Genomic DNA, 25,877 nt, shown 5'->3' on the forward strand with positions numbered 1-25,877 from the left:
GCCCGCGCATGACGTTTGTCTTGGGGGACGGGTCTACTTACCAACCACGTCAATGCCGGGCTCGACCCGGCAATCCGTCATCTTCGCGAAAGGCGATGCGGCGTGGGCTTCTTTGTTTGCGGATGGATGCGCGGGTCAAGCCCGCGCATGACGCTGTCAGGGATGTGAGGACCTCGCCTCACACCCCCTCGATTAGCTTAAGGATTGATCTCCGCGTAGTTGCCCTTGGCGTCCCATTTGTAGACGACGTAGTCGATCGCCTTGATGTCGCCCTTGGCGTCGAACGCCATCTTGCCGAGCACGGTGTCCCACTCGCCGGCCTTGATGGTGTCGATCACCTTCTTCGGGTCGGTCGACTTCGCCTTCTCGACGGCCTGCGACCACACCTGGAACGCGGCGTAGGTGTACAGCGTGTAGCCTTCCGGATCGATGCCCTTGCCCTTGAAGGTCTCGACGATCTGCTTGGCGGTCGGCTTGTTGCGCGGGTCGGGGCCGAAGGTGAACAGCGTTCCCTCGGCGAGCGGGCCGGTGATCGAGGCGAATTCCTTGTCGTTCATCGCGTCGCCGGCCATCATCACGGTGCTGAGGCCCTGGTCGCGCATCTGGCGCAGGATCAGGCCAGCCTCGCGGTGATAACCGCCGATATACACCAGATCGATGGCGTCGCGCTTCAGCCGCGACACGATCGAGTTAAAGTCGTTGTCGCCCTTGTTGTAGGACTCGAACATCTTCTCCTGGAAGCCGGCCTTGTTCAGCGCCTTCTTGGTCTCGTCGGCCAGACCCTTGCCGTAGGTGGTCTTGTCGTTGAGGATGGCGACGTTCTTGCCCTTGAAGTTCTTCAGGATGTACTCGGCGGCGACCAGGCCCTGCTGATCGTCACGGCCGCAGACGCGCAGCACGTTCCACAGCTTGCGCTCGGTGAACAGCGGGTTGGTCGAGGCCGGGGTGATCTGCAGCACGTTGCCGTCGGCATAGGCTTCCGACGCCGGGATCGACGACGACGAGCAGAAATGCCCGGCGACGAACGGGATGCCGTCGCCGGCGATCTTCTCGGCGACCGAGCGCGCCTGCTTTGGATCGCAGGCGTCGTCTTCGACGTCGAGCACCAGCTTCTTGCCGAGCAGCCCGCCCTTGGCGTTGAGGTCGATCACCGCCTGTTCGGCGCCGTTCTTGAGCTGTCGTCCGAACGCGGATTCGCCTCCGGTCATCGGGCCGGCGACAGAGACCTTGATGTCCTGCGCCAGCGCCGTGGTCGAGAGCGCCAGCGAGGCGCCGAATGCCAAACCGAGAAGTTTCAGTTTCATCGATGAATCCTTGCGATGGATTTGCAAACGAATAGCCGCGCTCCAGCCTGCCCGAAGCGCCTAACCGGCCGGCATTGTTGGCTGATTTTCACGACAAGTCATCGACAAAATACGGCGCGGGCGGCACCCGGTTGCCGCATTGTGCCGCAGGGCTCGCGCCTTCGGGGAGGGATTACCTCACACCTTACGACCGCCTTCGAGGTAAGCGGCACGCACCTCGGGCCGCGCCAGCAATTCGGCTCCGGAACCGCTCATGGTGATCAGCCCGTTGACCAGCACGTAGCCGCGGTGTGCCAGCTTCAGCGCGTGGTTGGCGTTCTGCTCGACGATCAGCACGGTGAGGCCGTCCTGCTTGTTCAAGGTGCGGATCGCATCGAAGATCTGCCGGGTGATCAGCGGCGCGAGGCCGAGCGACGGTTCGTCGAGCAGGAGTAGCCGCGGCCGGCTCATCAGCGCGCGGCCGATCGCAAGCATCTGCTGTTCGCCGCCAGAGAGCGTGCCGCCGCGCTGACCGAAGCGTTCGCGCAGCCGCGGGAACAGCGTCAGCACGCGCTCCAGCGTGGCGGCGCGCTCGTCGTCGCTGCCTTCGCCGGCGTCGGCGCCCATCTGCAGATTTTCGGCGACACTCATCCGCGGAAAGATGCGGCGGCCCTCCGGCGATTGCGCGATGCTCATCCGCGCGATCTGGTGGGTCGGCATCGTGGTGATGTCGATTCCGTCGAACACGATGCGGCCGGCCTTGGCGCGTGGCTTGCCGAAGATCGACATCATCAGCGTCGACTTGCCGGCGCCATTGGCGCCGATCAGCGCCACGATCTCGCCCGGCTGAATCGCAAGGTCGACGCCCTTCAACGCCTCGATCTTGCCATAGGCGGCGCGGAGGCCTTCGATGCGGAGGAGGGGAGCGGTGGATGTCATGATACGACCTCGCCGAACACCCAGCGCCCCCGTTTGTCATTGCGAGGAGCGCAGCGACGAAGCAATCCAGGAGCCCAGTGCACGGAGCTCCTGGATTGCTTCGCTTCGCTCGCAATGACGATCGTGGATGCCCGGGACAAGGCCGGACATGACGACGGACTATGTAGCAAGGCTCTCACAGCCCGAGCTCCTGCTCGACGGCCTCGACCTCTTCGTCCTCGACGCCCAGATAGGCGGCGATGACGCGGGGATCGTCGCGGATCTCGGCCGGCGTGCCGTCGGCGATCTTGACGCCGTAGTCGAGCACGACGACGTGGTCGGAGATTTCCATCACCACGCTCATGTCGTGCTCGATCAGCAGGATCGAGGTGCCGCGGTCGTTACGGATCGACAGCAGCAATTCGCTCAGCTCGGCGCTCTCGCGGGCGTTGAGGCCGGCGGCCGGCTCGTCGAGACAGAGCAGCACCGGCTCGGTGCACATCGCCCGCGCGATTTCCAGCCGGCGCTGATCACCGTAGGGCAGGTTGCCGGCGGCGTCGTCGGCGCGGTCCTGCAGCCCGATCTGCTCAAGCCAGAAGGTGGCTCGCTCGATCGCCTGCTTTTCCGCCGCGCGCCAGGACGGCGCGCCGAACAGGCCGAGAAAGGTGAGGCCGGAGGCGCGCATCAGCGCGTTGTGCTGCGCCACCAGCAGGTTCTCCAGCGCGGTCATCCCGGCGAACAGCCGGATGTTCTGGAAGGTGCGCGCGACCTTGGCGATCTTGGTGATGCGGAAGTCGCCGAGCCGGTCGAGCCGATAGCTCGATCCGTCGGCATGGGCGAGGCTGATTCTGCCCGCAGTCGGCTTGTAGAAGCCGGTGATGCAGTTGAACACCGTGGTCTTGCCGGCGCCGTTCGGACCGATCAGTGCGGTGATCTTGCCCTGCTGCGCCGTGAACGACAGTTCGTTGACGGCGACGATGCCGCCGAACTGCATGGTCAGGCGGTCGACCTGAAGGATTTCGGCAGCGCTGCTCATCCGTGGCCTTCCTTGACGAGGTCGGACGAGATCGCCTGCTTGTGCTGCAGATACACGGTCGGGGCGCGGTGGCCGATCAGGCCGCGCGGCCGCCAGATCATCAGCAGCACCATCGCCATGCCGAACACCAGCATGCGGAACTGATCGAGCCCGCGGAACAGCTCGAAGCCGCCGATCAACGCGACCGCGGCGAGCGCGACGCCGAGCTGCGAGCCCATGCCGCCCAGCACGACGATCGCCAGCACCAGCGCGGATTCCTGGAAGGTGAAGGATTCCGGCGAGATGAAGCCCTGCCGGGTGGCGAAGAACGCGCCGGCGAAGCCGCCGAACAGCGCGCCGGTGGCGAAGGCGGTCAGCTTGGTCGTGGTGGTGTTGATGCCGAGCGCACGGCAGGCGACCTCGTCCTCGCGCAACGCTTCCCAGGCGCGTCCGATCGGCAACCGGCGCAGCCGGATCGTGGCCCAGTTGGTGAGCAGCGCCAGGATCAGGATCAGATAGAACAGGAACACGAGGCGATGGGTCGGCGAGAACGGAATGCCGAGGTGCGCCGCCAGCCCGTTCGGTCCCGGTGTCAGCGGAATGCCGAACAGGGTGGGGCGCGGAATGCCGCTGACTCCGTTCGGGCCGCCGGTCAGCGTTTGCCAATTGATGATGACGAGGCGGATGATTTCGCCGAATGCCAGCGTGACGATGGCGAGATAGTCGCCGCGCAGCCGCAGCACCGGAAAGCCGAGGATCACGCCCCAGAACGCCGCAAGGATGCCGGCGAGCGGCAGGCAGATCCAGAACGACAGGCCGAAATTGGTGGCGAGCAGCGCGTAGGCGTAAGCACCGACCGCATAGAACGCGACGTAGCCGAGGTCGAGCAGGCCGGCGAGGCCGACCACGATGTTCAGCCCCCAGCCGAGCATCACGTAAGTCAGCACCAGGATGCCGAGATCGAGAATGTAGCGCTGATTATAGAAGATCACCGGCACCAGCACGGTGAAGATCAAGAGCGCCGGGCCGACGAGGCGGCTGGCGCGGCCAAGCGTCTTGCGCGCGCCGGCCGGCATCATCTTCGAGGTGTCGACCGGCCCCCACCACATTCGCAGCAGCTCGACCACGATCGAGCCGACGAACACGCCGCCGACCATCCCGGCGAGGTCGCCGAACCGCGTCCAGTAGATCAGGCCGCCTTCGGGACCGGCCTCGGTGCGGACACCGATCATCAGCGAAAACAAAACCAGCGCCACCAGGGCGCTGATCAGGGCTTTCTTCAAGATGAAGCCGACGCCGACATTGGCGGCGGTGGCGGAGGCTGCGGCAGCGTGCGCGAGTTTTGCCACGTCGGCGCCCGCTCAGACTTTTTCGACTTCCGGCCGGCCGAGCAGGCCGGTCGGCATGAAGATCAGCACGATGATCAGGATCGAAAACGCCGCGACGTCCTTGTACTCGACCGAGAAATAGGCCGACCAGAAGGTCTCGATCAGGCCGATCAGGAGGCCGCCGAGCATCGCGCCCGGCAGCGAGCCGATGCCACCGAGCACGGCTGCGGTGAATGCCTTGATGCCGGCGATGAAGCCCATGAAGAAGTCGACCAGACCATAATACAGCAGGTACATCATGCCCGCGACCGAGGCGAGCGCGGCGCCGATCACGAAGGTCATCGAAATGGTGCGGTCGACGTCGACGCCGAGCAGCGCCGCCATGGTCTGATCCTGCTCGCAGGCGCGCATGTCGCGGCCGAGCCGGGTCTTCGCTACCAGCCAGGTGAAGATGCCGAGCAGAATGACCGTGGTGACCACCACCACAATCTGCACATTGGAGAGCTGCACGTTGAAGCCGTCGGCGCTCTCGTGCAGCGTGTAGCCGCCGGTGATGATCGGCGGCACCGGCTTGACGCGAGCGCCCTGCGACACCTGGGCGTAGTTCATCAGTACGAACGACATGCCGATCGCCGACAGCATCGGGGCGAGGCGGAACGAATGCCGCAAGGGGCGATAGGCGATGCGCTCGACCGTCCAGCCGTACAGCGCGGTGATCGCCATCGACACCAGCAGCACCACCAGAAGGATCAACGGCACGAAGGTGAGACCGAACGACACCAGGATCAGGAAGCTGATCAGGGCGATGAAGCCGCCGATCATGAAGATGTCGCCATGGGCGAAGTTGATCATGCCGACGATGCCGTACACCATCGTGTAACCGATCGCGATCAGACCGTAGATCGAGCCGAGCACGAGGCCGTTGATGAGCTGCTGGGCGAAATAGTCCATGCGCTGCCGTCGTCAGAGGAGTCGAAAGATCGGGACTCGGAACATCGTGGAACGCGACGCAAACGGCCCCGCGGCAGAGATCGCGCTCGCATTGCACACACGATGCGGCGAGGGCCCCGGCAGCCGGAACGTCGCTTCGCTTCGTAATTTTCTAACAGTGGGTCGCGATCGCGGCAACAGCAGCCGATTACAACCTTCTTCCCTGTGGACGGCGAGGTCGATCAGTTCGGTTCCGTCCGGCGCGATGCTGCCGTGCAAAAGCCGCGCAAAGATCACGAGTAAGCGCGCAACCCCAGGGGCGGACTCATCGTTGTTGGTGCGGGTGCGACACTCGGTTGAAGGAGACCCACGATGTCGAATCAGAACCAGCAGACTCCGAACCCGAACCGAAGCTCGGGTGGCCAGCAGCAGCAGAGCGGCAGCGCGCGTCCGGGTCAGCAGCAGCAGGATCCCGGCCGTTCGGGGCATATGCCGGACCGGCAGCAGGGCGGCCAGCAACACGGTGGCCAGCAACACGGTGGCCAAGGCCGCTAGCGCGCCGGCCCCTGGCGCCGAATTCGCCCGGCCACGGCTTTCTCCAGACGGCCGTGCGCCGCAGCGACAGCAGGGAGCCCCGCCCGATGGCGGGGCTCTCCGCGTCTGTAGGTTGATCATTTCGCGCGATGTCACCTCCAGGCCAACGCAAGTTTCGTGCCGAATGACGTCAAATGGGCGCGCCCGGCCGTCGTCCACAGCCTACGACCTTCCGTTAAGGTTAATGAAACGTTTCCGTTGCCGCTTATCGTTAACCTGGGGTTAGCTCTTCGAGCGCGGCTTGGATTCGGCGCGCTCTGGCTGGCGGGATACGATAATGAAGACGGATTGGCGGATCAGCTCGGTGAACGGCGTCCTGCTCGCCGCCTATATCGCACCCACTTGGCTGATCGTCGCGTATCGCCTGATCGTCTCGCCGATTCACGCGCTGTACGACCGTCCCAACATCTCGGTGGCGATCTTCGTCAGCGATCATCTGCATCTCGGCGCAGTCGCGACGATGAAAATGGCGTGGCTGCTGGCGCTGGCCAAGCTGACGGTCGCCGGTTTCCTGCTGGTGTTTTCGGCGCTGCTGACACGACCCTCGGTCCGTCTGTCCGGCGGTTGTAACGAAGCCCTGGCCTTCGCGCTCACGCTCGGCAGCGTGATCTCGTTCGCCAGCATGGTGATGGCCTCGCAGGTCGCCGAGCCGGAAGCGATGCGGCTGCACGCCACCGAATTGCTGCTGTTTCTCGGCACCGCAATTTTGATGCTGGTGGAGCCCTCGACGCAATCTGCGGCTGCATCGCGTCCCAGCCCGGCGGCGCTTCAATCGAACTATCCGGCCGCGGCGCAACGCTCCTGATCGCTGTCCCGACGGTCGCGGCGGCTTGACGCTGGCGCTCGGACCGGGCGCTACCTATCTCATCCGCCGCATAGCTGTTATCGCCACCGATTGCTGGGGGCGGTGTTGCGATACTTTTTCTTTGCCGTCCGGCATGCTTAAGTAGTCGCAATGCCGCTGACCGAGGCGGTGCGCCGATCCGGGAGGAAATATCCATGGCCATGACGATGAACGGCGAAGTCCAACTGGACGCGCCGAAAGATTTGGTGTGGAGCAAGCTCAACGATCCGGAAGTGCTGAAGGTCTGCATTCCCGGATGCGAGGAATTGGAAAAGACCGAAGACGACAGCGGTTTTCGCGCCGTCGCCAAGTTGAAAGTCGGCCCGGTGTCGGCCCGCTTCAAGGGCAAGGTGACGCTGTCCGATCTCGATCCGCCAAACGGCTACAAGATCACCGGAGAAGGCGAGGGCGGCGTCGCCGGCTTCGCCAAGGGCGGCGCCACGGTCGGCCTGTCCGACAAGGACGGCGGCACGCTCTTGTCCTACGATGTCGAAGCGCATATCGGCGGCAAGCTGGCGCAGCTCGGGCAGCGGCTGATCAACGGCTCGGCCAAGAAGCTCGCCGACGAGTTCTTCGCCAACTTCTCCAAGGCAGTGCAGAACGGCAACGGCGCGGCGTGACCGCGCTGCGGCGCGTGATCACGCGGATGTCATTACACGGCCGCGGGTCCGGCGCGGCCGGGGCCGTTCGCGGTTGCCGATCCTGGGGTTGCCCCGTAAGATCGGTTCAAGAAACACAACTAAAAGACGAGTGATCGCCGTGCAACGCGGCGGTGCGCATTGAAGAGAGGGCCGATGGCCAAGATTTCCCTGATCGTCAATGGCAATCCCGTGACCGCGAATGTCGATCCGCGCACGCTGCTGGTGCAGTTTCTGCGCGAGAACCTGCGCCTCACCGGCACCCATGTCGGCTGCGATACCTCGCAGTGCGGCGCCTGCGTCGTGCATCTCGACGGCAAGGCGGTGAAGTCCTGCACCACGCTCGCTGTGATGGCCGACGGCCATGAAGTGACGACGATCGAAGGGCTCGCCGCCGACGGCGCGCCGCTGCATCCGATGCAGGAAGCCTTCCGCGAGAATCACGGCCTGCAATGCGGCTTCTGCACGCCGGGCATGATCATGACCGCCGTCGACATGGTGCACCGCAAGGGCCACGACCTCTCCGACGAGACGATCCGCGAAGAGCTCGAAGGCAATCTCTGCCGCTGCACCGGCTATCAGAACATCGTGGTGTCGATCGCGGCCGGCGCCAAGGCGATGGCGAACTCCGACCGCACCTGACCGGCTCTGCGTCGGCCCGCTTCAACGAGGCCGCGCGGCACACCCAACGAGACGCAGGAAGCTCAGGGAAGCGCAATGTACGAATTCAAATATCACCGCCCCGGGACCGTTCGCCAGGCCGCCAATCTGCTGCTGAAGCACGAGGACGCCAAGCTGATCGCGGGCGGCCACACGCTGTTGCCGGTGATGAAGCAGCGCCTCGCGGCGCCGCCGCATCTGATCGATCTGTCGCACATCGAAGGCCTGAACGGCATCGAGATGAAGGGCCGCTCGCTGGTGATCGGCGCCACGGCCAAGCACGCCGAAGTTGCGAACTCGGCGATCGTCGGCGAGGCGATCCCGGCGCTGGCCGAATTGGCGTCGCTGATCGGCGATCCGGCGGTGCGCCACAAGGGCACGATCGGCGGCTCGCTCGCCAATAACGACCCGACCGCGGACTATCCGGCCGCCGTGCTGGCGCTCGGCGCCACCGTGGTCACCAACAAGCGCAAGCTGAAGGCCGAAGAGTTCTTCCAGGGCATGTACGCGACCGCGCTGGAGCCGGACGAGATCATCACCAAGGTGCAGTTTCCGCTGCCGAAGAAGGCCGCCTACATCAAATTCCGCAACCAGGCGTCGCGCTACGCGCTGGTCGGCGTGTTCGTTGCCCGTCGTCCGTCGGATGTCCGGGTCGCGGTCACCGGCGCCGGCGCCGACGGCGTCTTCCGCGTCACTGCGTTCGAAGAAGCGCTGAAGACGCGGTTCAATTCCAAGGCGCTCGACGGCCTGCACGTCTCGGCCGATGGGCTGAACAGCGATCTGCACGGCAGCGCCGAATATCGCGCGCATCTGATCGGCGTGCTCACCAAGCGTGCGGTCGACGCCGCCAACGGCAAGGCGTGAGCCTGCAACCGGATCGGCCATGACCGCGACCGCGCCTCCCGCCTCCGTCGACGCCACGCTCGAACTGCTGACGAGCCGCGGGTACTTGGCCGAACGGTCGCTGGCGACGGTGGTGTTTCTGGCGCTGCGGATGGGCCGGCCGCTGTTTCTCGAAGGCGAGGCCGGCGTCGGCAAGACCGAGATCGCCAAGGTGCTGTCGGCCGCGCTCGGCCGCCGGCTGATCCGGCTGCAGTGCTACGAGGGACTCGACGTCGCTTCCGCGGTGTACGAGTGGAATTCGTCAGCGCAGATGATCGCGATCCGGCTGGCCGAAGCCGCCGGCGACACCGACCGCGACCAGCTCTCCAGCGACATCTTCTCCGAGCGCTTCCTGATCAAGCGCCCGCTGCTGCAGGCGCTGGAGCCGGACACGGCGGGTGCGCCGGTGCTGCTGATCGACGAGCTCGACCGCGCCGACGAGGCGTTCGAGGCCTATCTGCTCGAAGTGCTCAGCGACTTCCAGGTCACCATTCCGGAATTCGGCACCATCAAGGCGCCGACGCCGCCGATCGTGATCGTCACCTCCAACCGCACCCGCGAGATCCACGACGCGCTGAAGCGGCGCTGTCTGTATCACTGGGTCGACTATCCGAACGCCGAACGTGAGCTGGCGATCGTCAAGTCGCGCGTGCCGGGGATCTCGGCCAAGCTGTCGCAGCAAGTGGTGAACTTCGTTCAGGCGCTGCGACAGCAGGATTTCTACAAATCGCCCGGCGTCGCCGAAACGCTCGATTGGGCGACCGCGCTGACCGAGCTCGATGCCCGCGCGCTCACGGCGGAAGTCGTCGGCGACACCCTCGGCGCGCTGCTCAAGTACCAGGACGACATCGCCCGAATGCAGGGCGACACCGTGCAGAAACTGGTCAAGGACGCGACGAGCGAGAGGTAGTCAGACTCTTGCGTTCGTTGTGAAGCTCGGCCTTTGCTACAGCGGCAGTGCGCCCCCTCTCCCGCTTGCGGGGGAGGGCTGGGGTGGGGGAGCCCCAGGCACTGTGCTCGCGTCGCCCTCACCCCACCCCTCTCCCGCAAGCGGGAGAGGGAGCAGGCTGCGCGCGCCCCGGAACGACAGACGGATAGGTTGTTGTCAGATGCAGCGTAACCCGACCGCGATGATCGACCATCTCAATCCTCCGACCGGCAAGATGGCGGACAATGTGGTCGGCTTTGCGCGGGCGCTGCGGGCGGCGGGGTTGCCGGTCGGGCCGGGGGCGGTGATCGATGCGCTGGATGCGCTGCAACTGATCGAGATCGGCCATCGCGACGATCTCTACGCCACGCTGGAGGCGATCTTCGTCAAGCGCCGCGAGCATCTGTTGATCTTCGATCAGGCGTTCGCGCTGTTCTTCCGCGCCGCCGAAGATTGGCAGCACATGCTGGACTCGATCCCGCTGCCGGACGCCGCCAAGAAGAAGCCGCCGCCGGCCTCGCGCCGGGTGCAGGAAGCGATGTCGCCGGCGGCGACCCGCGACATGCCGTCGGCCGAGGAGCAGGAATTGCGTCTCGCCGTCTCCGACAAGGAGATCCTGCAGAAGAAGGACTTCGCGCAGATGAGCGCGGCGGAGATCGCCGAAGTCACCCGCGCGATCGAGCGGATGAGGTTGCCGCAGGCCGAGCTGCGCACCCGGCGGGTCAGGCCGGATCGTCGCGGCCTGAAGCTCGACCTGCGCCGCACCTTGCGCGTGTCGTTGCGGACCGGCGGCGAGGTCGTCGACATCAAGCGGCTCGGCCTGATCGACAAGCCGGCGCCGATCGTGGCGCTGCTCGATATCTCGGGCTCGATGAGCGAGTACACCAGGCTGTTCCTGCACTTCCTCCATGCCATCACCGACGATCGCAAGCGGGTCTCGACCTTCCTGTTCGGCACGCGGCTGACCAACGTCACCCGCGCGCTGCGCCAGCGCGATCCGGACGAAGCGCTCGCGAGTTGCACCTCCTCGGTCGAGGATTGGGCCGGCGGCACGCGGATCGCGACCTCGCTGCACAGCTTCAACAAGCTGTGGGCGCGACGGGTGCTCGGGCAAGGCGCGATCGTGCTCCTGATCTCCGACGGGCTGGAGCGCGAGAGCGACTCCAAGCTGGCGTTCGAGATCGACCGGCTGCATCGCTCCTGCCGCCGGCTGATCTGGCTCAATCCGCTGCTGCGCTACGACGGCTTCGAGCCGCGCGCCCAGGGCATCAAAATGATGCTACCCCACGTTGACGAATTCCGTCCGGTGCATAATTTGACCTCGATGCACACGCTGATCGCGGCGCTGTCGTCGGTACCGCCGCCGCACCATTTCAGCACGATCCGTTCCGTCGCCTGACCGGCACTAGCAACAGCCAAGCAAGAGGAGACGCCTCCATGCAGCTCGATCGCGACGAAGACATCCTGCGGGCCGCCGAGAACTGGCGCAAAGCCGGCCGCGGCGTGGCGCTCGCCACCGTTGTCGAAACCTGGGGATCGGCGCCGCGCCCGGCAGGCTCCAGCCTGGTGATCAATGACGAGGGCACCTTTCTCGGCTCAGTGTCGGGCGGCTGCGTCGAAGGCGCCGTCGTCACCGAAGCGCTCGACGTGATCGACAGCGGTACGCCGAAGCTGCTCGAATTCGGCGTTGCCGACGAGACTGCCTGGAAGGTCGGGCTGAGTTGCGGCGGGACCATCCGGGTGTTCGTCGAAAAGGTCGATTAGTTCGCCATGAAATTGGGAGTTTTCCGTCATTGCGAGCGGAGCGAAGCAATCCAGAAGCTCAGTGCACTGAGCTGGATTGCTTCGTCGCTTCGCTCCTCGCAATGACGGAGTTTCACTTCCAGGGCCGTTGTCTTCGGCTCGGTTCTGATGTGCGATTTAGGCAAGTGGGGCGTAGCCTGTGAAGTTCGAGATCCTGCAGCAACTCAACGCCGAACGCGCCGCGCGGCGCCCGGCGATCGTCGTCACCGACACCGCGACCGGCGCGCAGCGGTTGGTGAAGTCCGCCGACATCGCCGCCGATCCGCTTGCCGCCGAACTCGACAAACAGCTCCGCATGGGCAAGAGCGCGACGGTGGAGGTGGAGGGCCAAAAGCTGTTCCTCAACGTCTACGCGCCGACCGCCAAGCTGGTGATCGTCGGCGCCGTGCACATCAGCCAGGCGCTGGCGCCGCTGGCGCGCTCGCTCGGCTACGACGTCACCGTGGTCGATCCGCGCACCGCCTTTGCCAGCCCGGAGCGCTTCCCCGACGTGCCGCTGATCGCCGAGTGGCCCGACGTCGCGCTTCCGCCGCTCAACATCGATCACTACACCGCCTTCGTGGCGTTGACGCACGATCCGAAGATCGACGATCCGGCGCTGCTGCACGCCTTCGCCCGCGACTGTTTCTACATCGGCGCGCTCGGCTCGAAGAAGACCCATGCCAAGCGGCTGGAGCGGCTGAAGGGGCAGGGCGCCTCTGATGCCGATTTGGGGCGGATTCACGCGCCGATCGGGCTTGCGATCGGCGCGGTGTCACCGTCCGAGATCGCGGTGTCGATCATGGCGGAAATCACCGCGGCGCTGCGGCTGCCGGCATCGTCCAAGGCGGCTGCGGCATGAAGTTCGGTCCGCGCCGTCCGGCCGATGCGATCGGCGGCGTCACCGTGCATTCGCTGCGGCAGAATGGACTGCTGCTGAAGAAGGGCACGACGATCGGTCCGGCCGAAGTCAGCGCGCTGGAGAAGGCGGGCATCGCCGAGATCGTGGTGGTTCAGCTCGAACCCGGAGACGTCTCCGAGGACGTCGCGGCGGCGGATGTCGCGGGCGCGGTCGCCGGCGATGGCGTCACGGTGGACCGCGCCTTCACCGGCCGCGCCAATCTGTTCGCGGCACGGACCGGGGTGCTGGTGATCGATCGTGCGGCGGTCGATCGTATCAATGCGGTCGATGAGGCGATCACGCTGGCGACGCTGCCGGCGTTCAAGCCGGTGGTCGAAGGCGAGATGGTGGCCACCGTCAAGCTGATCCCGTTCGGCGTCGAGGGCCGGCTGCGCGACGCCGCGGTGGCGGCCGCGCAAGGCAGCGCACTACGCGTGGCGCCTTACGTGATCAAGCGCGTCGGCGTGGTGTCGACGTTGCTTCCGGGTCTTGCGTCCAAGGTGATCGACAAGACGCTGCGCGTGACGGCCGAGCGGCTGGCGCCGGCCGGTGCCGAGATCATTGCCGAGCGCCGCGTCGCGCACGAAGAGACCGCGCTGTCGGCCGCGATCAAGGAGTTACTTGGCCTGGGAGCCGAGATGGTGATCGTGTTCGGCGCCTCGGCGATCGCGGACCGTCGCGACGTGATCCCGGCGGCGATCGGGACTGTCGGCGGCAGCATCGCGCATTTCGGCATGCCGGTCGACCCGGGCAATCTCTTGCTGGTCGGCTCGGTCTCCGGTGTGCCGGTGCTGGGCGCGCCGGGCTGCGCGCGCTCGCCGGTCGAGAACGGCTTCGACTGGGTGCTGATGCGATTGCTCGCCGGGCTGAGCGTCACCCGCGCCGACATCACCGCGATGGGCGTCGGCGGGTTGCTGATGGAAATCGTGACGCGGCCGCAGCCGCGCGTGCCGGTCGCCGAGAGCGGCCGCAGCGTCGCGGCGGTCGTGCTCGCCGCCGGGCGCGGCACGCGAATGGGCGGGCCGAACAAGCTGCTCGCGGACCTCAACGGCAAGCCGCTGGTGCGGATCGTCGCCGAACAGGCGCTGGCTTCGCAGGCCGCGCGGACCATCGTCGTCACCGGCCATCAGGCCGGCGAAGTCGAGGCGGCGTTGCACGGGCTCGAACTGACCTTCGTGCACAATCCGGATTTTGCCCAAGGCATCGCGTCGTCGGTGAAGACCGGCATCGCGGCGCTCAGCGAGGATGCCGACGGCGCGATCGTCTGTCTCGGCGACATGCCGCTGATCGACGCCGCGCTGATCGACCGGATGATCGGCGCGTTCGATCCCGATCGCGGCGCGCTGATCGTAGTGCCGGTCGCAGAGGGGCGCCGCGGCAATCCGGTGCTGTGGTCGCGGCGGTTCTTCGCCGAGCTGATGACGCTGGGCGGCGACGTCGGCGCCCGCCACCTGATTGCCAAGCATGGCGAAGCGGTGGCCGAAGTGCCGGTCGAAGGCGAGGCGGCGTTTCTCGACATCGACACCCCGCAAGCGCTCGATCAGGCGCGGCTGATCGGCTGCGCGTCAGGATCGGACCTGTAGCCGCGCCGCCAGCTTTGCTGCGGCCTTGGCCCCAGTGGCCTGTTTCCAGATCAGCGTGACGTCGCGTTGCAGCGTCAGTCCGCCGACGTCGAGCGCCCGCAAGCTCGCTCCGCCCCAGCTTGCCGGGGCCAGCGTGCAGCCGAGACCCGCGGCGACCAGCGCGGCAGCGGTGGATTCCTGCCGTGTCTTGGCGACGATGCGAAACCGCACCCCCGCAGTGCTGAGCAGCCGGCGACCGGTGCCGACGCGTTCGCAGCCCTGACGCAGCACGAAGGGCTGGCCGTCGAGTTCGGCCAGCGCCACGGTGCGGCGGCCGGACCACGGATGATCAGGTCCGACGAACAGCCGGAACGGCTCGCTGAGGAGCAGCTTGCGGTGCAGATTGCGATGCGGTGCGATCGACAGCGCCAGATCGAGCCCGCCGCTCGCGACCAGCTTGTCGAGTTCGTCGGCCGGCGCTTCGAGCAGCTCGATCGCACCATCCTCGGCGGGCAGCAACTTCGGCAGCCAGTCAGCAGCAAGGCTGGGTAGGACGCCGAGCTTCAGCCGGGCCGGCGGCGGTCCGCTCAGCTCGCGCTTCGCCTCCGCCAGCGTCTGCAGCGCCGTGCGCACTCTGGCCTCGAGGCGCTTGGCGCTCGGCAGCGCGCGGATGCCGCGGCCGTCGGGCGCAAACAATGGTGCGCCGAATTCGCGCTCCAGCCCTTTCAGCGCCTGCGACAGCGTCGGCTGGGTGATGCCGAGTTCGCCGGCAGCGCGCGACACCGAGCCGGTGCGCATCACGGCGAGAAAGTAGCGGAGGTGCTGCAGATTCATCGAGATTATCTATCAATCATTGAGAATGATCGATTTTATCGTGAACGGTGCCGAATGCTACATCGCCGGTCGCAAGTTGTGGCGAGGAGGACGGCCGGCGATGTTGGTAGAGATCGAACGCAACGACGCCGTCGGCGTGGTCACGCTGAACCGTCCGGGCGCCAGCAATGCGCTGTCGCGGCAACTGATCGCGGATCTGGCGGCGGCGCTGGAGACGCTGGAGCGAGACGCGACGATCGCAGCGGTCGTGCTCGCCGGTCGCGAGGTGTTCTGCGCCGGGGCCGACATTGCCGAGATGCACGGCATCGATCTGGCGACGGCGCTCGCCGAGGATTTTTCCGGCTGCTGCGACCGCCTGGCGTCGTTCACCAAGCCGTTGATTGCGGCTGTCGAAGCCTATGCGATCGGCGGTGGCTGCGAACTGATCGAGATGTGCGATCTGGTGATCGCCGGCGCCGGGGCCAGATTCGGCCATCCCGAGATTGCGCTCGGTACGCTATCGGGCGGTGGCGGCACGCAGAGGCTGGCCCGCGCGATCGGCCGCGCCCGTGCGATGGATCTGGTGCTCACCGGCCGGCTGATTTCCGCCGCCGAAGCCGAGCGGATCGGGCTGATCAGCCGGGTGGTCGAGGACGGCACGGCGCGCGCAGCCGCGTGCGAAGCCGCTGCTCAAATTGCAACACATCCGATCCATGCGGTGCGATTCGCCAAACAGGCGGTCGATCGCGCGGTGTCGGTCGGGCTCGCCGACGGACTGGCGCTGGAGCGACGGCTGTTTCATCTCAGCTTCGCTGCCGGTGAATTTCAGCCGCGTCTCGAGCAGTTTCTGGCGCGCCGCGGTTTGCCGCGCTGATCATCCTCGATACGCCGTGGTGCGATTTGCGGTTCGTTCACCAAGTTGAAACGGCCTCGCGGATAATTTGGAACCCGGGTTGAACCTCGGGGGAGGGGACGTTGGATTCGTCGATTGCTGCGTGGCGCAAGGCCACGCTGATGATTGCTGTTTGGATTGCTTGTTTGCACTTGCTTGCGCCAGCACACGCCGCCGGAGCGCTGGCGATCGGCAAATGCGGCTCCTACGGGCAAGCCTTTGACTATTCGGCCGAGGAGGCGGCGATCGCGGCGGCGCGCAAGCGCTGCAAGGGCGATTGCACCACGCTGACGATGCGCCGGGCCTGCGCCGCGCTGTCGATCGACATGAGCAACCCGTGCGGCGCCCACGGCTACGCGGTGGAGCCGAAGATCTCGTCGTCGCTCAACGCCGCGACTCGCCGCTGCTACGAATATGGCGGCAAGGAATGCGTGATCCGCGCCTGGGCCTGCGACGCCAAGGGCTGAGCGGAGTTTCCTGAGGCGATCGTGAAGTGACGGGCACGGCCCGCTGCGCTATCAGCAGGCATGCAGTTCGATACCAAGATCGCGCTCGTGATCCGCACCGATCTCGAAGCCTGGCAGAAACTGAACGTCGCCGCATTTCTCACCTCCGGCATCGCCGCGGCGTATCCGGAGTGCATCGGCGAACCGTATGAAGACGGCAGCGGCACGCCGTATCATCCGTTGATCGGTCAGCCGATCCTGGTGTACGGCGCCGACGGGCCAGGGCTATCGCGCGCGCTGGAGCGGGCGCTGGCGCGCAACGTCAAGCCGGCGATCTATACCGAAGCGATGTTCAAGACCACGCACGATGCCGCCAACCGCGAAGCGGTGAAGGCGGTCGCACGGGCGGACCTGCCGCTGGTCGGCCTCGCCGTCCGGGCCGATCGCAAGGTCGTCGACAAGATCCTCGACGGCCTCAAGTTCCACGCCTGAGCCGTGCGTTATTCAGGCATCGGCCGTGGTCGCTCCTGCAGATCTTCGGCGCGATAATTCTCCTTGGTGACCGCATCGGTGGTCCGCTTCTCGGCCGCGCTGCGGGTCCGGTTGCGCATCAGTGCGTAGGCGACGGCGATGCCGAGCACGATAATGCCGATTCCCCATATCCATTCAGTCGACATGTTTTCTCTCCCTGAGGTTCCTGTCAGGACAATCCCAAGTGCTGTCGGCCGTTCCCGGTCGTTCGCCTCGTCGGGCGCCGCTTAGCGCCTCGTTAGGCATTGCCGACGGAGGCCGTGGGCGGCGGGTGCCGTATCAACGCGTCGTAAGTTGTCGGGGACCAAACAAGAGAGCGGCGACAAAGCCGATTTCCGCGGACCAGAGTGTGACCGAGCAGTTCCCCATCGACCATGATCGCCGGGCTTCCGATCATCCGGATCCCGCCCACTCGATGCGGGGGGCGGGTGCCCGGCGGCGTTTCCTGATCGGAACGCTGCTGGTCAACCTTGCCGCGCTATCCATCGACTTCGCTGTCCTCGATGCACCCCACCTGGCCTTCGCCGTGGGACTGCGGCTGCTGCTGGTCACGCCGCTGGTGTTGCTTGCGCTCGTGCTCAACCGCCGGCCGGGTTACCGGGCGATACAATCCGCTGTGCAGAGCACGGCCGTGGTGGCGTTCGCATTGTCGGTGACGGCGATCGGCCAGTTCGCGCCGGAGCCGTTCGCCGGGCGCTACATGATGGCGGCACTGTTCGTCATCTTCGCCGGTGCGGTGGTCTCGGCGCTGTCCTGGTCAGCCACCAAGACCATGACCATCACCGCCACGGTGCTGTACATCGTGATCACCATATCCGGCCTGCGCTGGCCGCCGCTGTGGTCCAATATCGATCTGGTTGGGTTGTCGCTCGTCACTTGCGTGATCGCGTTGCGCGCTCGGCGGCGCAAGGATGCGCAGATCGCCGAACTGGAGGCGATCCGCCACATCGATGCGCGGCTGAAGCTCGATCTGCGCCGGGCCAATGCCGCGCTGGAGCGGCTGTCGGCGACGGACGCGCTGACCGGCGTATTCAACCGGCGCTATCTGGACGTGCTGATCGAGCAGCAGCCAACCTCGTTGGTTCCGTCGCTCGGCCAGAGCGTGCTGATGATCGACGTCGATCACTTCAAGCTGTTCAACGATCACGGCGGCCACGCCGCCGGCGATCGCTGCCTGCAGCAGATCGTCACCGCGATCCGCCGCAACCTGCGCTCCTGTGACGTGGTGGTGCGCTACGGTGGCGAAGAATTCGCCGTGGTGCTGCCCGGGCTCGAAGAGACCGAACTGCACCAGACAGCCGAGCGGTTGTGCCGTGCGGTGAGTGAGTTGAAGATCCCGCATCCCGGCCTCGGCGAGGCTGGCGTCGTGACGATCAGCGTCGGTATCGCCCCGGCGGTGCCTGCCGAGGCGCTGGCGGACGCGATCCAGCGCGCCGACCAGTCGCTGTATCGCGCCAAGCGCAGTGGCCGAAACCGGGCCTGCGCCTGAACGGCGGGCGCGCCACTCCACCACTCGGCAGTTCGACCCCGACTGACATTCCTCGCGGCGCGGAAGCGTCTGGGCGGCCGCTACGCTCGGCCGTCTCGCGTGACGGACCGCCGTGGCGGCGTCGGTACTTGAATGGGGTTGAATATGACTGACTGGTCAGTCATATTCAAGAGATGGTAGGTTCCGGAACCCGAAAATCCTCTTCGATGCCGCAGACCCGGTCGCGACCGCGTGCCGGAGCGCCGGGGGCGCAATCGATCGGCGGATCGACGCCTTCAACCCGGGCGGCGCGTGCCGCCGAGCGGCGTGCGGCGATCATCGAAGCGGCTCTCGACGAGTTCACCGCGCGCGGCTTTGCGGCGGCCCGGATCGATGACGTCGCCAAGCGCGCCGGCGTCGCCAAAGGGACGATCTATCTGCACTTCACCGACAAAGAAGCGATGTTCCAGGAGCTGGTGCGCACCGCCCTGGTGCCGACGATGCAGCGGCTGACGTCGCAGCCGGCGGCCGACGTCTCGGCGCGGCAGATGCTGGAGACATTCGCCGAGACCTTCTTGCGCGACGTAGCGCACACCCGGCGCGGCGACATTCTGCGGCTGGTGATGGCGGAGGGCACCCGGTTTCCATCGCTGGCGGAATTTCACTACCGCAACGTGGTCGAGCCCGGCGTCGCCGGCATTCGCCGGATCCTGGAGATCGGGGTCGAACGCGGCGAAATCAGTCTGGCGGCGTTGGCGGCGTTTCCGCAACTCGCGGTCGCGCCGGTGGTGCTGTCGGTGATCTGGCAGGGGCTGTTCGGACGGTTCGCGCCGCTCGACGTCCAAGCCATGCTGGGCGCGCATCTCGATCTGATCTTCGGTCAAAGGACGGCGTCATGACGCGGACTTCGCTCATTCTGCGCGGCCTCGCCGCAGCCACTGTGGCGCTGGTGCTTGGGAGCTGCGGCAAAGGGGGCGATCCCGGCTATCAGGGCTGGGTCGAGGCCGATCTGATCTTCGTCAGTCCGGATGAATCCGGCCGCATCACCAAACTCACCGTGCGTGAAGGCGACGAGGCCAAGAAGGGCGAACTGATCTACACGCTCGACGACGATCTGCAGCAGGCCGACCTCAATCAGAATCTCGCGACGCTCGCCAACGCCAAGCAGACCTTCGACCGCGCCCAATCGCTGTCCAAGACCGGCTCCGGCACCCAGGCCAATCTCGACGCCGCGATCTCGACCCTGCGTGTCGCCGAAGCGCGGGTCGAAACCTCGAAGACGCGGCTCGCGAGGCGCGAAATCCGCGCGCCGGTGACCGGGTCGGTGCAGCAGATTTACTTCCGCGAAGGCGAGATGGTGGCGGCGCAGAAACCGGTGCTGTCGATCCTGCCGCCGGGCAATATGAAGATCCGGTTCTACGTGCCCGAGCCCGAACTGCCGAAGCTCGCGATCGGCGACAAGGTGCGGGTGACGTGTGACAACTGCGCGCCTGACCTGTCGGCCGAGATCTACTTCATCTCGACCACCGCCGAATACACCCCGCCGGTGATCTACAGCCTCGATGAGCGCAACAAGCTCGTCTATCTGATCCAGGCGCGGCCGAACAAACCGATCAGCCTGCGGGTCGGCCAGCCGGTCAGCGTCTACGTCGCGCCGAAGGCTGCGGCGTCGCCGGTGGCGGCCGGCCGGTCATGACAGGCGCGCCTGCCATCGCCGCCGATGCCCGCGACATCGCGATCGATGTCAGCGGTCTCACCAAGTCGTTCAACGGCCGCGAGGTGGTGCACGATCTGTCGATGCAGGTGAAGCGCGGCTCGATCTACGGCTTCCTCGGCCCGAACGGCTCCGGCAAGACCACCACGATCCGAATGCTGTGCGGCCTGCTGACACCGGACCGCGGCGAGGGCACCTGCCTCGGCTTCGACATCCGCACCGAGGCCGCCAAGATCAAGCGCCGCGTCGGCTACATGACGCAGCGCTTCAGCCTGTATCAGGACCTGTCGGTGCGGGAGAATCTCGAATTCGTCGCCCGGCTGTACGACGTGCCCGATGCGCGCGGCGCAGCGCGCGAGATGATCAAGCGGCTCGGGCTGTCGGGACGCGAGGAGCAGCTTGCAGGCGAGCTGTCCGGCGGCTGGAAGCAGCGGCTCGCGCTCGGCGCCTGCACGCTGCCGAACCCGCAATTGCTGTTGCTCGACGAGCCGACCGCCGGTGTCGATCCGAAGGCGCGCCGCGACTTCTGGAACGAGATACACGCGCTCGCCGCCGAGGGCCTGACCGTGCTGGTCTCGACCCATTACATGGACGAGGCCGAGCGCTGTCACGAGATCGCTTACATCGCTTACGGTTATCTGCTGGCGCACGGCACCGTCGACCAGGTGATCGCCGGTTCGCAGCTCTCCACCTGGATCGCCACCGGCGAAGGCCTCGGCGCGCTGGCCCATGAGCTCGCCGGCAAGCCCGGCGTCGACATGGTGGCGCCGTTCGGCACCAGCCTGCACGTCTCCGGCCGCGACCAGGCCGCGCTCGATCAGACGCTGGCGCCATATCGCAGCGATCCGCGACAGACCTGGCAGCACGGCGCGCCGTCGCTCGAGGACGTGTTCATCGAGCTGATGAGCCGATCGAAGGACAATTTCCAATGACCATGGCTGGTCGTGATGCGCCGAAAGCCGGTGCGCCGATTAAGGAGCGGCGGTTCGGATTCTTGCGCCGCACCTACGCGATGCTGGTCAAGGAGCTGATCCAGCTCAAGCGCGACCGGCTGACCTTCGCGATGATCATCGTGATCCCGGTGATGCAGCTTCTGCTGTTCGGCTACGCCATCAACACCACGCCACGGCATCTGCCGACCGCAGTGCTGCTGCAGGAGGATTCCGACCTCGGCCGCTCGATCCTGAAGGCGCTGGAGAATACCGCGTACTTCAAGTTCACCCGCGAAGTGCACAGCGTCCGTGAATTCGACGATCTCTTGCTGTCCGGGCGCGTGTTGTTCGGCGTCGAAATCCCGCGCGGTTTCGAGCGCGCGGTGCGGCGCGGCGAGAAGCCGGCGATCCTGGTCGCGGCCGATGCCACCGATCCGGTGGCCGCCGGCTCGGCGCTGTCCTCGCTCGGGCAGATCGTCCAGAATGCGCTGGTTCACGACCGCGTTGCAGGCGACCCCGCCAATCCCCCGTTCGAAATCCGCGCCCACGCCCGCTACAATCCGGCCGCGTCGTCGCGGCTCAACATCGTGCCCGGTCTGGTCGGAACCATCCTGACCATGACGATGCTGATCTTCACCGCGCTGTCGGTCACCCGCGAGATCGAGCGCGGCACGATGGAGAACCTGCTGTCGATGCCGATCACGCCGGTGGAAGTGATGCTCGGCAAGATCCTGCCGTATGTCGGCGTCGGCTTCATCCAGGCGTCGCTGATCCTCGGCATCGGCGTGCTGCTGTTCGGCGTGCCGCTGCGCGGCAGCCTGGCGATGCTGGCGCTGCTGTCGACGCTGTTCATCACCACCAATCTGGCGATCGGCTACACCTTCTCGACGCTGGTGCAGAACCAGCTGCAGGCGATGCAGGCCTCGATGATGTTCTTTCTACCCTCGATCCTGCTGTCCGGCTTCATGTTCCCGTTCGCCGGGATGCCGATCTGGGCGCAGTATATCGGCGAGTGTCTGCCGCTGACGCACTATTTACGGATCGTTCGTGCGATCATGCTGAAGGGCTCGACGCTGGAGAATCTGCACTACGACGCGCTCGCGCTGCTGGCGCTGATGCTGGTGGCGATGACGATCGCGGTGACGCGGTTCAGGCGAACGCTGGACTGACGGCGCCACCGCGGGCAGGGACAGGACGATGCAGATGCGGTGGCGGCTGGCTGCGAAGGTGCCGCGCAAATCGTCATTGAAGGAAGAGGTCGGCGGCGCGCTTACGCGTGAAATCCTGCGAACTGAATTGCTGCGCGTCAGGGTTGTGTTGGTCACGGTGTCGCTGTTGATGGCGACGATGGTGAGCGGCTATTGGCTGTTTCCGACCGAGATCGAAACGATCTGGCACGGCAAGTTTTCGTTTGCGCAACTGCTGGTGTCGTTCACGCCATTCCTGGTGTTCGAGACCTATCTGATGCTGCTGCTGCGCCGCCGGTTCGCGCAGGGCAGCGATCTCCCGGTTTGGCGACGCTATGTCGGTGTGCTGGTCGAAACCAGTCTGCCGACCGTCGGCATCTATCTGCAGATGAATACTATGGGGGCCAATCAGGCGCTCGCCTTCGCGGCGCCGCTGGGCTATTTCATCTTCATCATCCTGTCGACGCTGCGTCTGGATTTCTGGCTGTCGACCTTCACCGGATTCGTCGCTGCGGCCGAACTGCTCGGCATCGCTATGCTGTACCAGCCGCCGGGCTTCGCCGACCATCGGCCGCCGGATTTCGCCTTCCACTTCATCCGCAGTGTCATCGTGTTCACTTGCGGCGTGCTCGCCGGTGGCGTCGGGTTGCAGCTGAGGCGGCAGTTCCAGTCCTCACTGGTGGCGGTCGATGCACGCGATCATGTGACCAATCTGTTCGGCCAGCACGTCTCGCCGCAGGTGGTCGACAGACTGCTGTCCACCGGCACCAGCGGCGAGGGCGAGGTCCGCAAAGTCGTGGTGATGTTCGCGGATTTTCGCAACTTCACCGGCGGTGCGCGCGAGCGGTCGCCCGATGAGGTGGTGGCACGACTCGACGAAGCCTTCGGGATCCTGGTCGAGATCCTCGATCGTCACGGCGGCATCGTGAACAAGTTTCTCGGCGACGGCTTTTTGGCGCTGTTCGGCGCTCCGATCGAGGATGCGGCTGCGGCCTCGCAAGCGGTGGCGGCCGCCCGCGAGATGATCGCCGCGATGCACAGCCACAATGACGGGCACGACTGGCCGCTGCGGATCGGCATCGGCATCCACACCGGCGACGTCGTGGTCGGCAATGTCGGATCACCGCGCCGCAAGGAATACACGGTGATCGGCGACACGGTGAATTTCGCTTCGCGGCTGGAGTCCCTTAACAAGGAGTTCGGCACGCAGCTGCTGATTTCGTCGGCGATGCGCGATGAAATCGGAGCGGCGGCCGCCGATGCCTCGCTGATCGGCTACGTGCCGGTCCGTGGCTATGCCGAACCGCTGGCGGTGTGGCGGATCGATTAGCAATGCGCTTCGCTAGGGCCGGAGCTGAGCCCCCATCCGCATATAGACACCTCCTCTGCCAAAACTGTCCCGGACGTAGCCGGCGGCAGCCGACCATTCCATCGCTGCGATCCGCAGGCCGCTGAGGTGCAGTCCGAGTCGGGTCTGGCGGCTGAATTCATCTGCCGAGCCGGACATTTCCGGTCCCCACCAGAACATGTCGAGCACGCGCCAGCCTGCGGCGATGCGTGCGCCGTAGCTGCTCGCCACGGTGGTCGCATAGAATGAATAGGCCAGCATCGTGTCGGGCGTCGGCTCGGCCCAGCCCTCTATCGCGATCCGCAGGCCGCCGTGACTGCCGCGCCAGCGTCTGTCGCGGATGTCCGGGGTCGAGGCGCGATGTTCGAGATCAGGACCGGCGAGGATCTTCAGCTCGAACGCGCCGACCTTGAATCGCCAGCCCGCCAGCATGGAGGCGCGGGAGATGTCGCTGATATAGACGAAGCGCGTGGCCTGATAGCGCTCGAGCGCCTCTGACACCAACAGACGGATCACCCATCCGTTCTCGGCCGGCCCGCCCTCCGACCACTCGGCCCCGCCATAGAGGGAGACCCCGTTGCGCCAGAGGTCTTGGCCGCCGAACAGCAGCGACCGGGTCGTCGTGTCCTGGACGCCGGGGCGGCCCGTTGGGATCACGGCTGATCCAGCGAAATCGTTTCCGTCGGGCAGATCGTCCCACCGTCCGTCGTCATCGGTCGGGTCGAACCACGTCGCCTCTGCCGCTTGCGACCCGAACGGTGCAGCCAACGCGGTGGTCGACTGCACCTCTTCGGGGATCTCACTTTCAAGGGTGGGATCGAACGCCTGGGCCTGCGCACCACCGGGGGCTGCGATCAAGATCGCGATCAGGCTCAACGCGCCGATCCACCCAACGCCACGCACCGTCCGGCCACCCAAACGCAACAACTTTTACGAGAATTAATGATTCATTAAATCTCTAGTTGCTGCAATTGTCGAGTCCAGGAGGTGGATCGGATGATCAGTCCGGTTGCGCTTCGTGCTGATCGCGACGGGTGATCGCGTGTTCGAGTTCGACGGCGAGCTGCCGATTGATATCGGCCATGCCATCGATATAGGCCTCGGACAGGGACAGGCCTTGCGGAGCGTTCGGCGCGGCGCGGGCCTTGGTTTCGAAATGGTGGCGCAGGATCGTCGGCGACGGATGCGACTTGATCAGCGCATTGGCGAAGTTGAGCAGAGCCTTGATCTGCCCGTTCATGAAGTCAATCTTGTCCATCCGAAATCGGACCCTTTTGTTGAGGTAGTACATGCGCCCGAGCCTATGGGGCGGCTCCTATCATCCCATTGATCGGCCGCAAGACTTTGCGGTGACGCAATGTCGCGCGTCACGTCCGCTCACTTGGCCGTGTTTGCCGCAGTTTAGCCGACGAGTTTGATCAGCTCCATCGCGGCGGCGGGCGCGCGTACTTTGCCTTCGTGGATCACATAGGCGAACACGTCGCGCTTTTGGGACTTCGCGCGTGCCGCATCGACCTTCGGCAGATCCTCCGGTTCGCCGCCGCCTGCCCAGAGTTGCAGGCGCTTTGCCCATGCCGACAACGCCTTGGCCGGATAGCCGGTGGCGATGTCGTCTTGGCCCTTCTGCAGCCGCGCATAGACGAAGTCACCGGTCACATCGGCGATCTCCGGATAGGTCGCGTGTTCGGAGTACACGACCGGAATGTTGTGCTCGCGCAGCAGCGCGATGAATGCCGTCGTCTTGAAACTGTCATGTCGGACCTCGACGACGTGCCGCAGCGTGCGGCCGTCGAGCGCGCGTGGCAGCAATTCGAGAAAGGCGCCGAAATCGGCTTCATCGAACTTCTTGGTCGGCGCGAATTGCCACAGCACCGGGCCGAGCCGGTCGCCGAGCTCGAGCACGCCTGAATGATAAAATCGTTCGATACTGTCGCCGGCTTCCGCCAGCACTTTGCGGTTGGTCGCGAACCGCGGCCCTTTGAGCGAGAACACGAAGTCCTGCGGCACCTCGCTCGCCCATTTGCGAAAACTCTCCGGCTTCTGCGAGCCGTAGAACGTGCCGTTGATCTCGATCGAGGTCAGCTTCGAAGCGGCGTATTCCAGCTCGCGCCGCTGCGGCAGCTTGTCCGGATAGAACACCCCGCGCCACGGTTCAAAGGTCCAGCCGCCGATCCCGATCCGGATATTGCCTGCCTGAGCTTTGGTCATCTCTCCCCCTTGCGAAAGTCTCATCCCGTTCCTATCTTGGTTGCAACGGCGACGTCGATGCTTCGAAAAGGAG

General features: G+C 65.6%; 29 protein-coding genes. 19 read left to right on the top strand and 10 right to left on the bottom strand.

Translation table 11 applies throughout. The features are described from left to right. Positions 1-197: 197 nt before the first annotated feature. The 5 genes from M9H71_RS23395 to M9H71_RS23415 all read right to left on the bottom strand — a co-directional run bounded on the left by M9H71_RS23395 (position 198) and on the right by M9H71_RS23415 (position 5,495). Positions 198-1,304, bottom strand: coding sequence for a branched-chain amino acid ABC transporter substrate-binding protein (locus tag M9H71_RS23395; RefSeq protein WP_455407263.1), 1,107 nt, complete (start codon positions 1,302-1,304; stop codon positions 198-200). A gap of 177 nt (positions 1,305-1,481) precedes the next feature. After that, on the bottom strand, positions 1,482-2,222 hold the full coding sequence (locus M9H71_RS23400; protein WP_455407264.1) for an ABC transporter ATP-binding protein: 741 nt from the start codon (positions 2,220-2,222) through the stop codon (positions 1,482-1,484). A gap of 175 nt (positions 2,223-2,397) precedes the next feature. Then, positions 2,398-3,237: an ABC transporter ATP-binding protein gene (locus M9H71_RS23405; RefSeq protein WP_455407265.1), complete on the bottom strand. Its 840-nt coding sequence runs from the start codon at positions 3,235-3,237 to the stop codon at positions 2,398-2,400. Further along, positions 3,234-4,565, bottom strand: coding sequence for a high-affinity branched-chain amino acid ABC transporter permease LivM (gene livM, locus M9H71_RS23410; protein ID WP_455407266.1), 1,332 nt, complete (start codon positions 4,563-4,565; stop codon positions 3,234-3,236). The genes M9H71_RS23405 and livM overlap by 4 nt, the downstream gene beginning before the upstream one ends. Before the next feature lie 12 nt (positions 4,566-4,577). Beyond that, positions 4,578-5,495 (bottom strand): ABC transporter permease subunit, encoded by a 918-nt coding sequence (locus tag M9H71_RS23415; protein WP_455407267.1) that lies wholly within the window; start codon positions 5,493-5,495, stop codon positions 4,578-4,580. A 351-nt stretch (positions 5,496-5,846) separates the two neighbouring features. Here M9H71_RS23415 and M9H71_RS23420 point away from each other — a divergent pair, with 351 nt between their 5' ends. The 10 genes from M9H71_RS23420 to M9H71_RS23465 all read left to right on the top strand — a co-directional run bounded on the left by M9H71_RS23420 (position 5,847) and on the right by M9H71_RS23465 (position 14,286). Next, positions 5,847-6,029 (top strand): hypothetical protein, encoded by a 183-nt coding sequence (locus M9H71_RS23420; RefSeq protein WP_455407268.1) that lies wholly within the window; start codon positions 5,847-5,849, stop codon positions 6,027-6,029. A gap of 316 nt (positions 6,030-6,345) precedes the next feature. After that, the gene (locus M9H71_RS23425) at positions 6,346-6,873 is read left to right on the top strand and encodes a hypothetical protein (RefSeq protein WP_455407269.1); all 528 of its coding nucleotides are present in this window, start codon (positions 6,346-6,348) and stop codon (positions 6,871-6,873) included. 194 nt (positions 6,874-7,067) lie between these two features. Continuing rightward, entirely contained in the window at positions 7,068-7,532 is a 465-nt protein-coding gene (locus tag M9H71_RS23430) for a CoxG family protein (RefSeq protein WP_011159342.1), read from the top strand. A gap of 174 nt (positions 7,533-7,706) precedes the next feature. Next, on the top strand, positions 7,707-8,192 hold the full coding sequence (locus tag M9H71_RS23435) for a (2Fe-2S)-binding protein (protein ID WP_110788535.1): 486 nt from the start codon (positions 7,707-7,709) through the stop codon (positions 8,190-8,192). A 75-nt stretch (positions 8,193-8,267) separates the two neighbouring features. Beyond that, positions 8,268-9,074, top strand: coding sequence for an FAD binding domain-containing protein (locus tag M9H71_RS23440; protein ID WP_455407270.1), 807 nt, complete (start codon positions 8,268-8,270; stop codon positions 9,072-9,074). A 19-nt stretch (positions 9,075-9,093) separates the two neighbouring features. Next, positions 9,094-10,002: an AAA family ATPase gene (locus M9H71_RS23445; protein ID WP_455407271.1), complete on the top strand. Its 909-nt coding sequence runs from the start codon at positions 9,094-9,096 to the stop codon at positions 10,000-10,002. 199 nt (positions 10,003-10,201) lie between these two features. Beyond that, positions 10,202-11,419: a vWA domain-containing protein gene (locus M9H71_RS23450; RefSeq protein ID WP_455407272.1), complete on the top strand. Its 1,218-nt coding sequence runs from the start codon at positions 10,202-10,204 to the stop codon at positions 11,417-11,419. 38 nt (positions 11,420-11,457) lie between these two features. Then, positions 11,458-11,784: an XdhC family protein gene (locus M9H71_RS23455; protein WP_455407273.1), complete on the top strand. Its 327-nt coding sequence runs from the start codon at positions 11,458-11,460 to the stop codon at positions 11,782-11,784. Positions 11,785-11,962: 178 nt separating this feature from the next. Then, positions 11,963-12,664: an XdhC family protein gene (locus M9H71_RS23460; RefSeq protein WP_455407274.1), complete on the top strand. Its 702-nt coding sequence runs from the start codon at positions 11,963-11,965 to the stop codon at positions 12,662-12,664. Continuing rightward, positions 12,661-14,286 (top strand): NTP transferase domain-containing protein, encoded by a 1,626-nt coding sequence (locus M9H71_RS23465; RefSeq protein ID WP_455407275.1) that lies wholly within the window; start codon positions 12,661-12,663, stop codon positions 14,284-14,286. The genes M9H71_RS23460 and M9H71_RS23465 overlap by 4 nt, the downstream gene beginning before the upstream one ends. On the opposite strand, the gene M9H71_RS23470 is transcribed toward M9H71_RS23465, so the two are convergent. Continuing rightward, a complete protein-coding gene (locus M9H71_RS23470) occupies positions 14,269-15,099 on the bottom strand; it encodes a LysR family transcriptional regulator (protein WP_455407276.1) in 831 nt (276 codons plus the stop codon). The two genes, M9H71_RS23465 and M9H71_RS23470, sit on opposite strands and share 18 nt — an antisense overlap. 100 nt (positions 15,100-15,199) lie before the next feature. Between M9H71_RS23470 and M9H71_RS23475 the strand changes: the two genes are divergently transcribed. The 3 genes from M9H71_RS23475 (at position 15,200) to M9H71_RS23485 (ending at position 16,908) form a co-directional block, all read left to right on the top strand. Then, on the top strand, positions 15,200-15,952 hold the full coding sequence (locus M9H71_RS23475) for an enoyl-CoA hydratase-related protein (protein WP_455407277.1): 753 nt from the start codon (positions 15,200-15,202) through the stop codon (positions 15,950-15,952). A 140-nt stretch (positions 15,953-16,092) separates the two neighbouring features. After that, entirely contained in the window at positions 16,093-16,437 is a 345-nt protein-coding gene (locus M9H71_RS23480) for a DUF4189 domain-containing protein (RefSeq protein ID WP_455407294.1), read from the top strand. Between the two features lie 60 nt (positions 16,438-16,497). Further along, on the top strand, positions 16,498-16,908 hold the full coding sequence (locus M9H71_RS23485; RefSeq protein ID WP_455407278.1) for a DUF2000 family protein: 411 nt from the start codon (positions 16,498-16,500) through the stop codon (positions 16,906-16,908). Between the two features lie 8 nt (positions 16,909-16,916). Here the strand turns inward: M9H71_RS23485 and M9H71_RS23490 are convergent, their stop codons facing one another. After that, positions 16,917-17,093, bottom strand: a complete 177-nt coding sequence (locus M9H71_RS23490; protein WP_455407279.1) for a hypothetical protein — start codon at positions 17,091-17,093, stop codon at positions 16,917-16,919. A 203-nt stretch (positions 17,094-17,296) separates the two neighbouring features. On the opposite strand from M9H71_RS23490, the gene M9H71_RS23495 reads away from it, so the two are divergent. From M9H71_RS23495 to M9H71_RS23520, 6 genes are all read left to right on the top strand, one after another. Continuing rightward, a complete protein-coding gene (locus M9H71_RS23495) occupies positions 17,297-18,436 on the top strand; it encodes a diguanylate cyclase (protein ID WP_455407280.1) in 1,140 nt (379 codons plus the stop codon). A gap of 206 nt (positions 18,437-18,642) precedes the next feature. Beyond that, entirely contained in the window at positions 18,643-19,314 is a 672-nt protein-coding gene (locus M9H71_RS23500; RefSeq protein WP_455407281.1) for a TetR/AcrR family transcriptional regulator, read from the top strand. Next, the gene (locus M9H71_RS23505) at positions 19,311-20,111 is read left to right on the top strand and encodes an HlyD family secretion protein (RefSeq protein ID WP_455407282.1); all 801 of its coding nucleotides are present in this window, start codon (positions 19,311-19,313) and stop codon (positions 20,109-20,111) included. Before M9H71_RS23500 ends, M9H71_RS23505 begins: the two co-directional genes overlap by 4 nt. Next, positions 20,108-21,061 carry an ABC transporter ATP-binding protein gene (locus tag M9H71_RS23510; RefSeq protein WP_455407283.1) on the top strand — a complete coding sequence of 318 codons (954 nt, stop codon included), beginning with the start codon at positions 20,108-20,110 and terminating at the stop codon, positions 21,059-21,061. Before M9H71_RS23505 ends, M9H71_RS23510 begins: the two co-directional genes overlap by 4 nt. Then, positions 21,058-22,230: an ABC transporter permease gene (locus M9H71_RS23515; protein WP_455407284.1), complete on the top strand. Its 1,173-nt coding sequence runs from the start codon at positions 21,058-21,060 to the stop codon at positions 22,228-22,230. The genes M9H71_RS23510 and M9H71_RS23515 overlap by 4 nt, the downstream gene beginning before the upstream one ends. Before the next feature lie 28 nt (positions 22,231-22,258). Beyond that, the gene (locus M9H71_RS23520; protein ID WP_455407285.1) at positions 22,259-23,578 is read left to right on the top strand and encodes an adenylate/guanylate cyclase domain-containing protein; all 1,320 of its coding nucleotides are present in this window, start codon (positions 22,259-22,261) and stop codon (positions 23,576-23,578) included. A gap of 12 nt (positions 23,579-23,590) precedes the next feature. On the opposite strand, the gene bcsS is transcribed toward M9H71_RS23520, so the two are convergent. From bcsS to M9H71_RS23535, 3 genes are all read right to left on the bottom strand, one after another. Next, entirely contained in the window at positions 23,591-24,472 is an 882-nt protein-coding gene (bcsS, locus tag M9H71_RS23525) for a cellulose biosynthesis protein BcsS (RefSeq protein ID WP_455407286.1), read from the bottom strand. Between the two features lie 124 nt (positions 24,473-24,596). Further along, positions 24,597-24,854: a hypothetical protein gene (locus M9H71_RS23530; protein ID WP_455407287.1), complete on the bottom strand. Its 258-nt coding sequence runs from the start codon at positions 24,852-24,854 to the stop codon at positions 24,597-24,599. A gap of 143 nt (positions 24,855-24,997) precedes the next feature. Beyond that, the gene (locus tag M9H71_RS23535) at positions 24,998-25,804 is read right to left on the bottom strand and encodes a DUF72 domain-containing protein (RefSeq protein ID WP_455407288.1); all 807 of its coding nucleotides are present in this window, start codon (positions 25,802-25,804) and stop codon (positions 24,998-25,000) included. Between the last annotated feature and the right edge of the window lie 73 nt (positions 25,805-25,877).

The sequence above is a fragment of the Rhodopseudomonas parapalustris genome, from assembly GCF_053772255.1.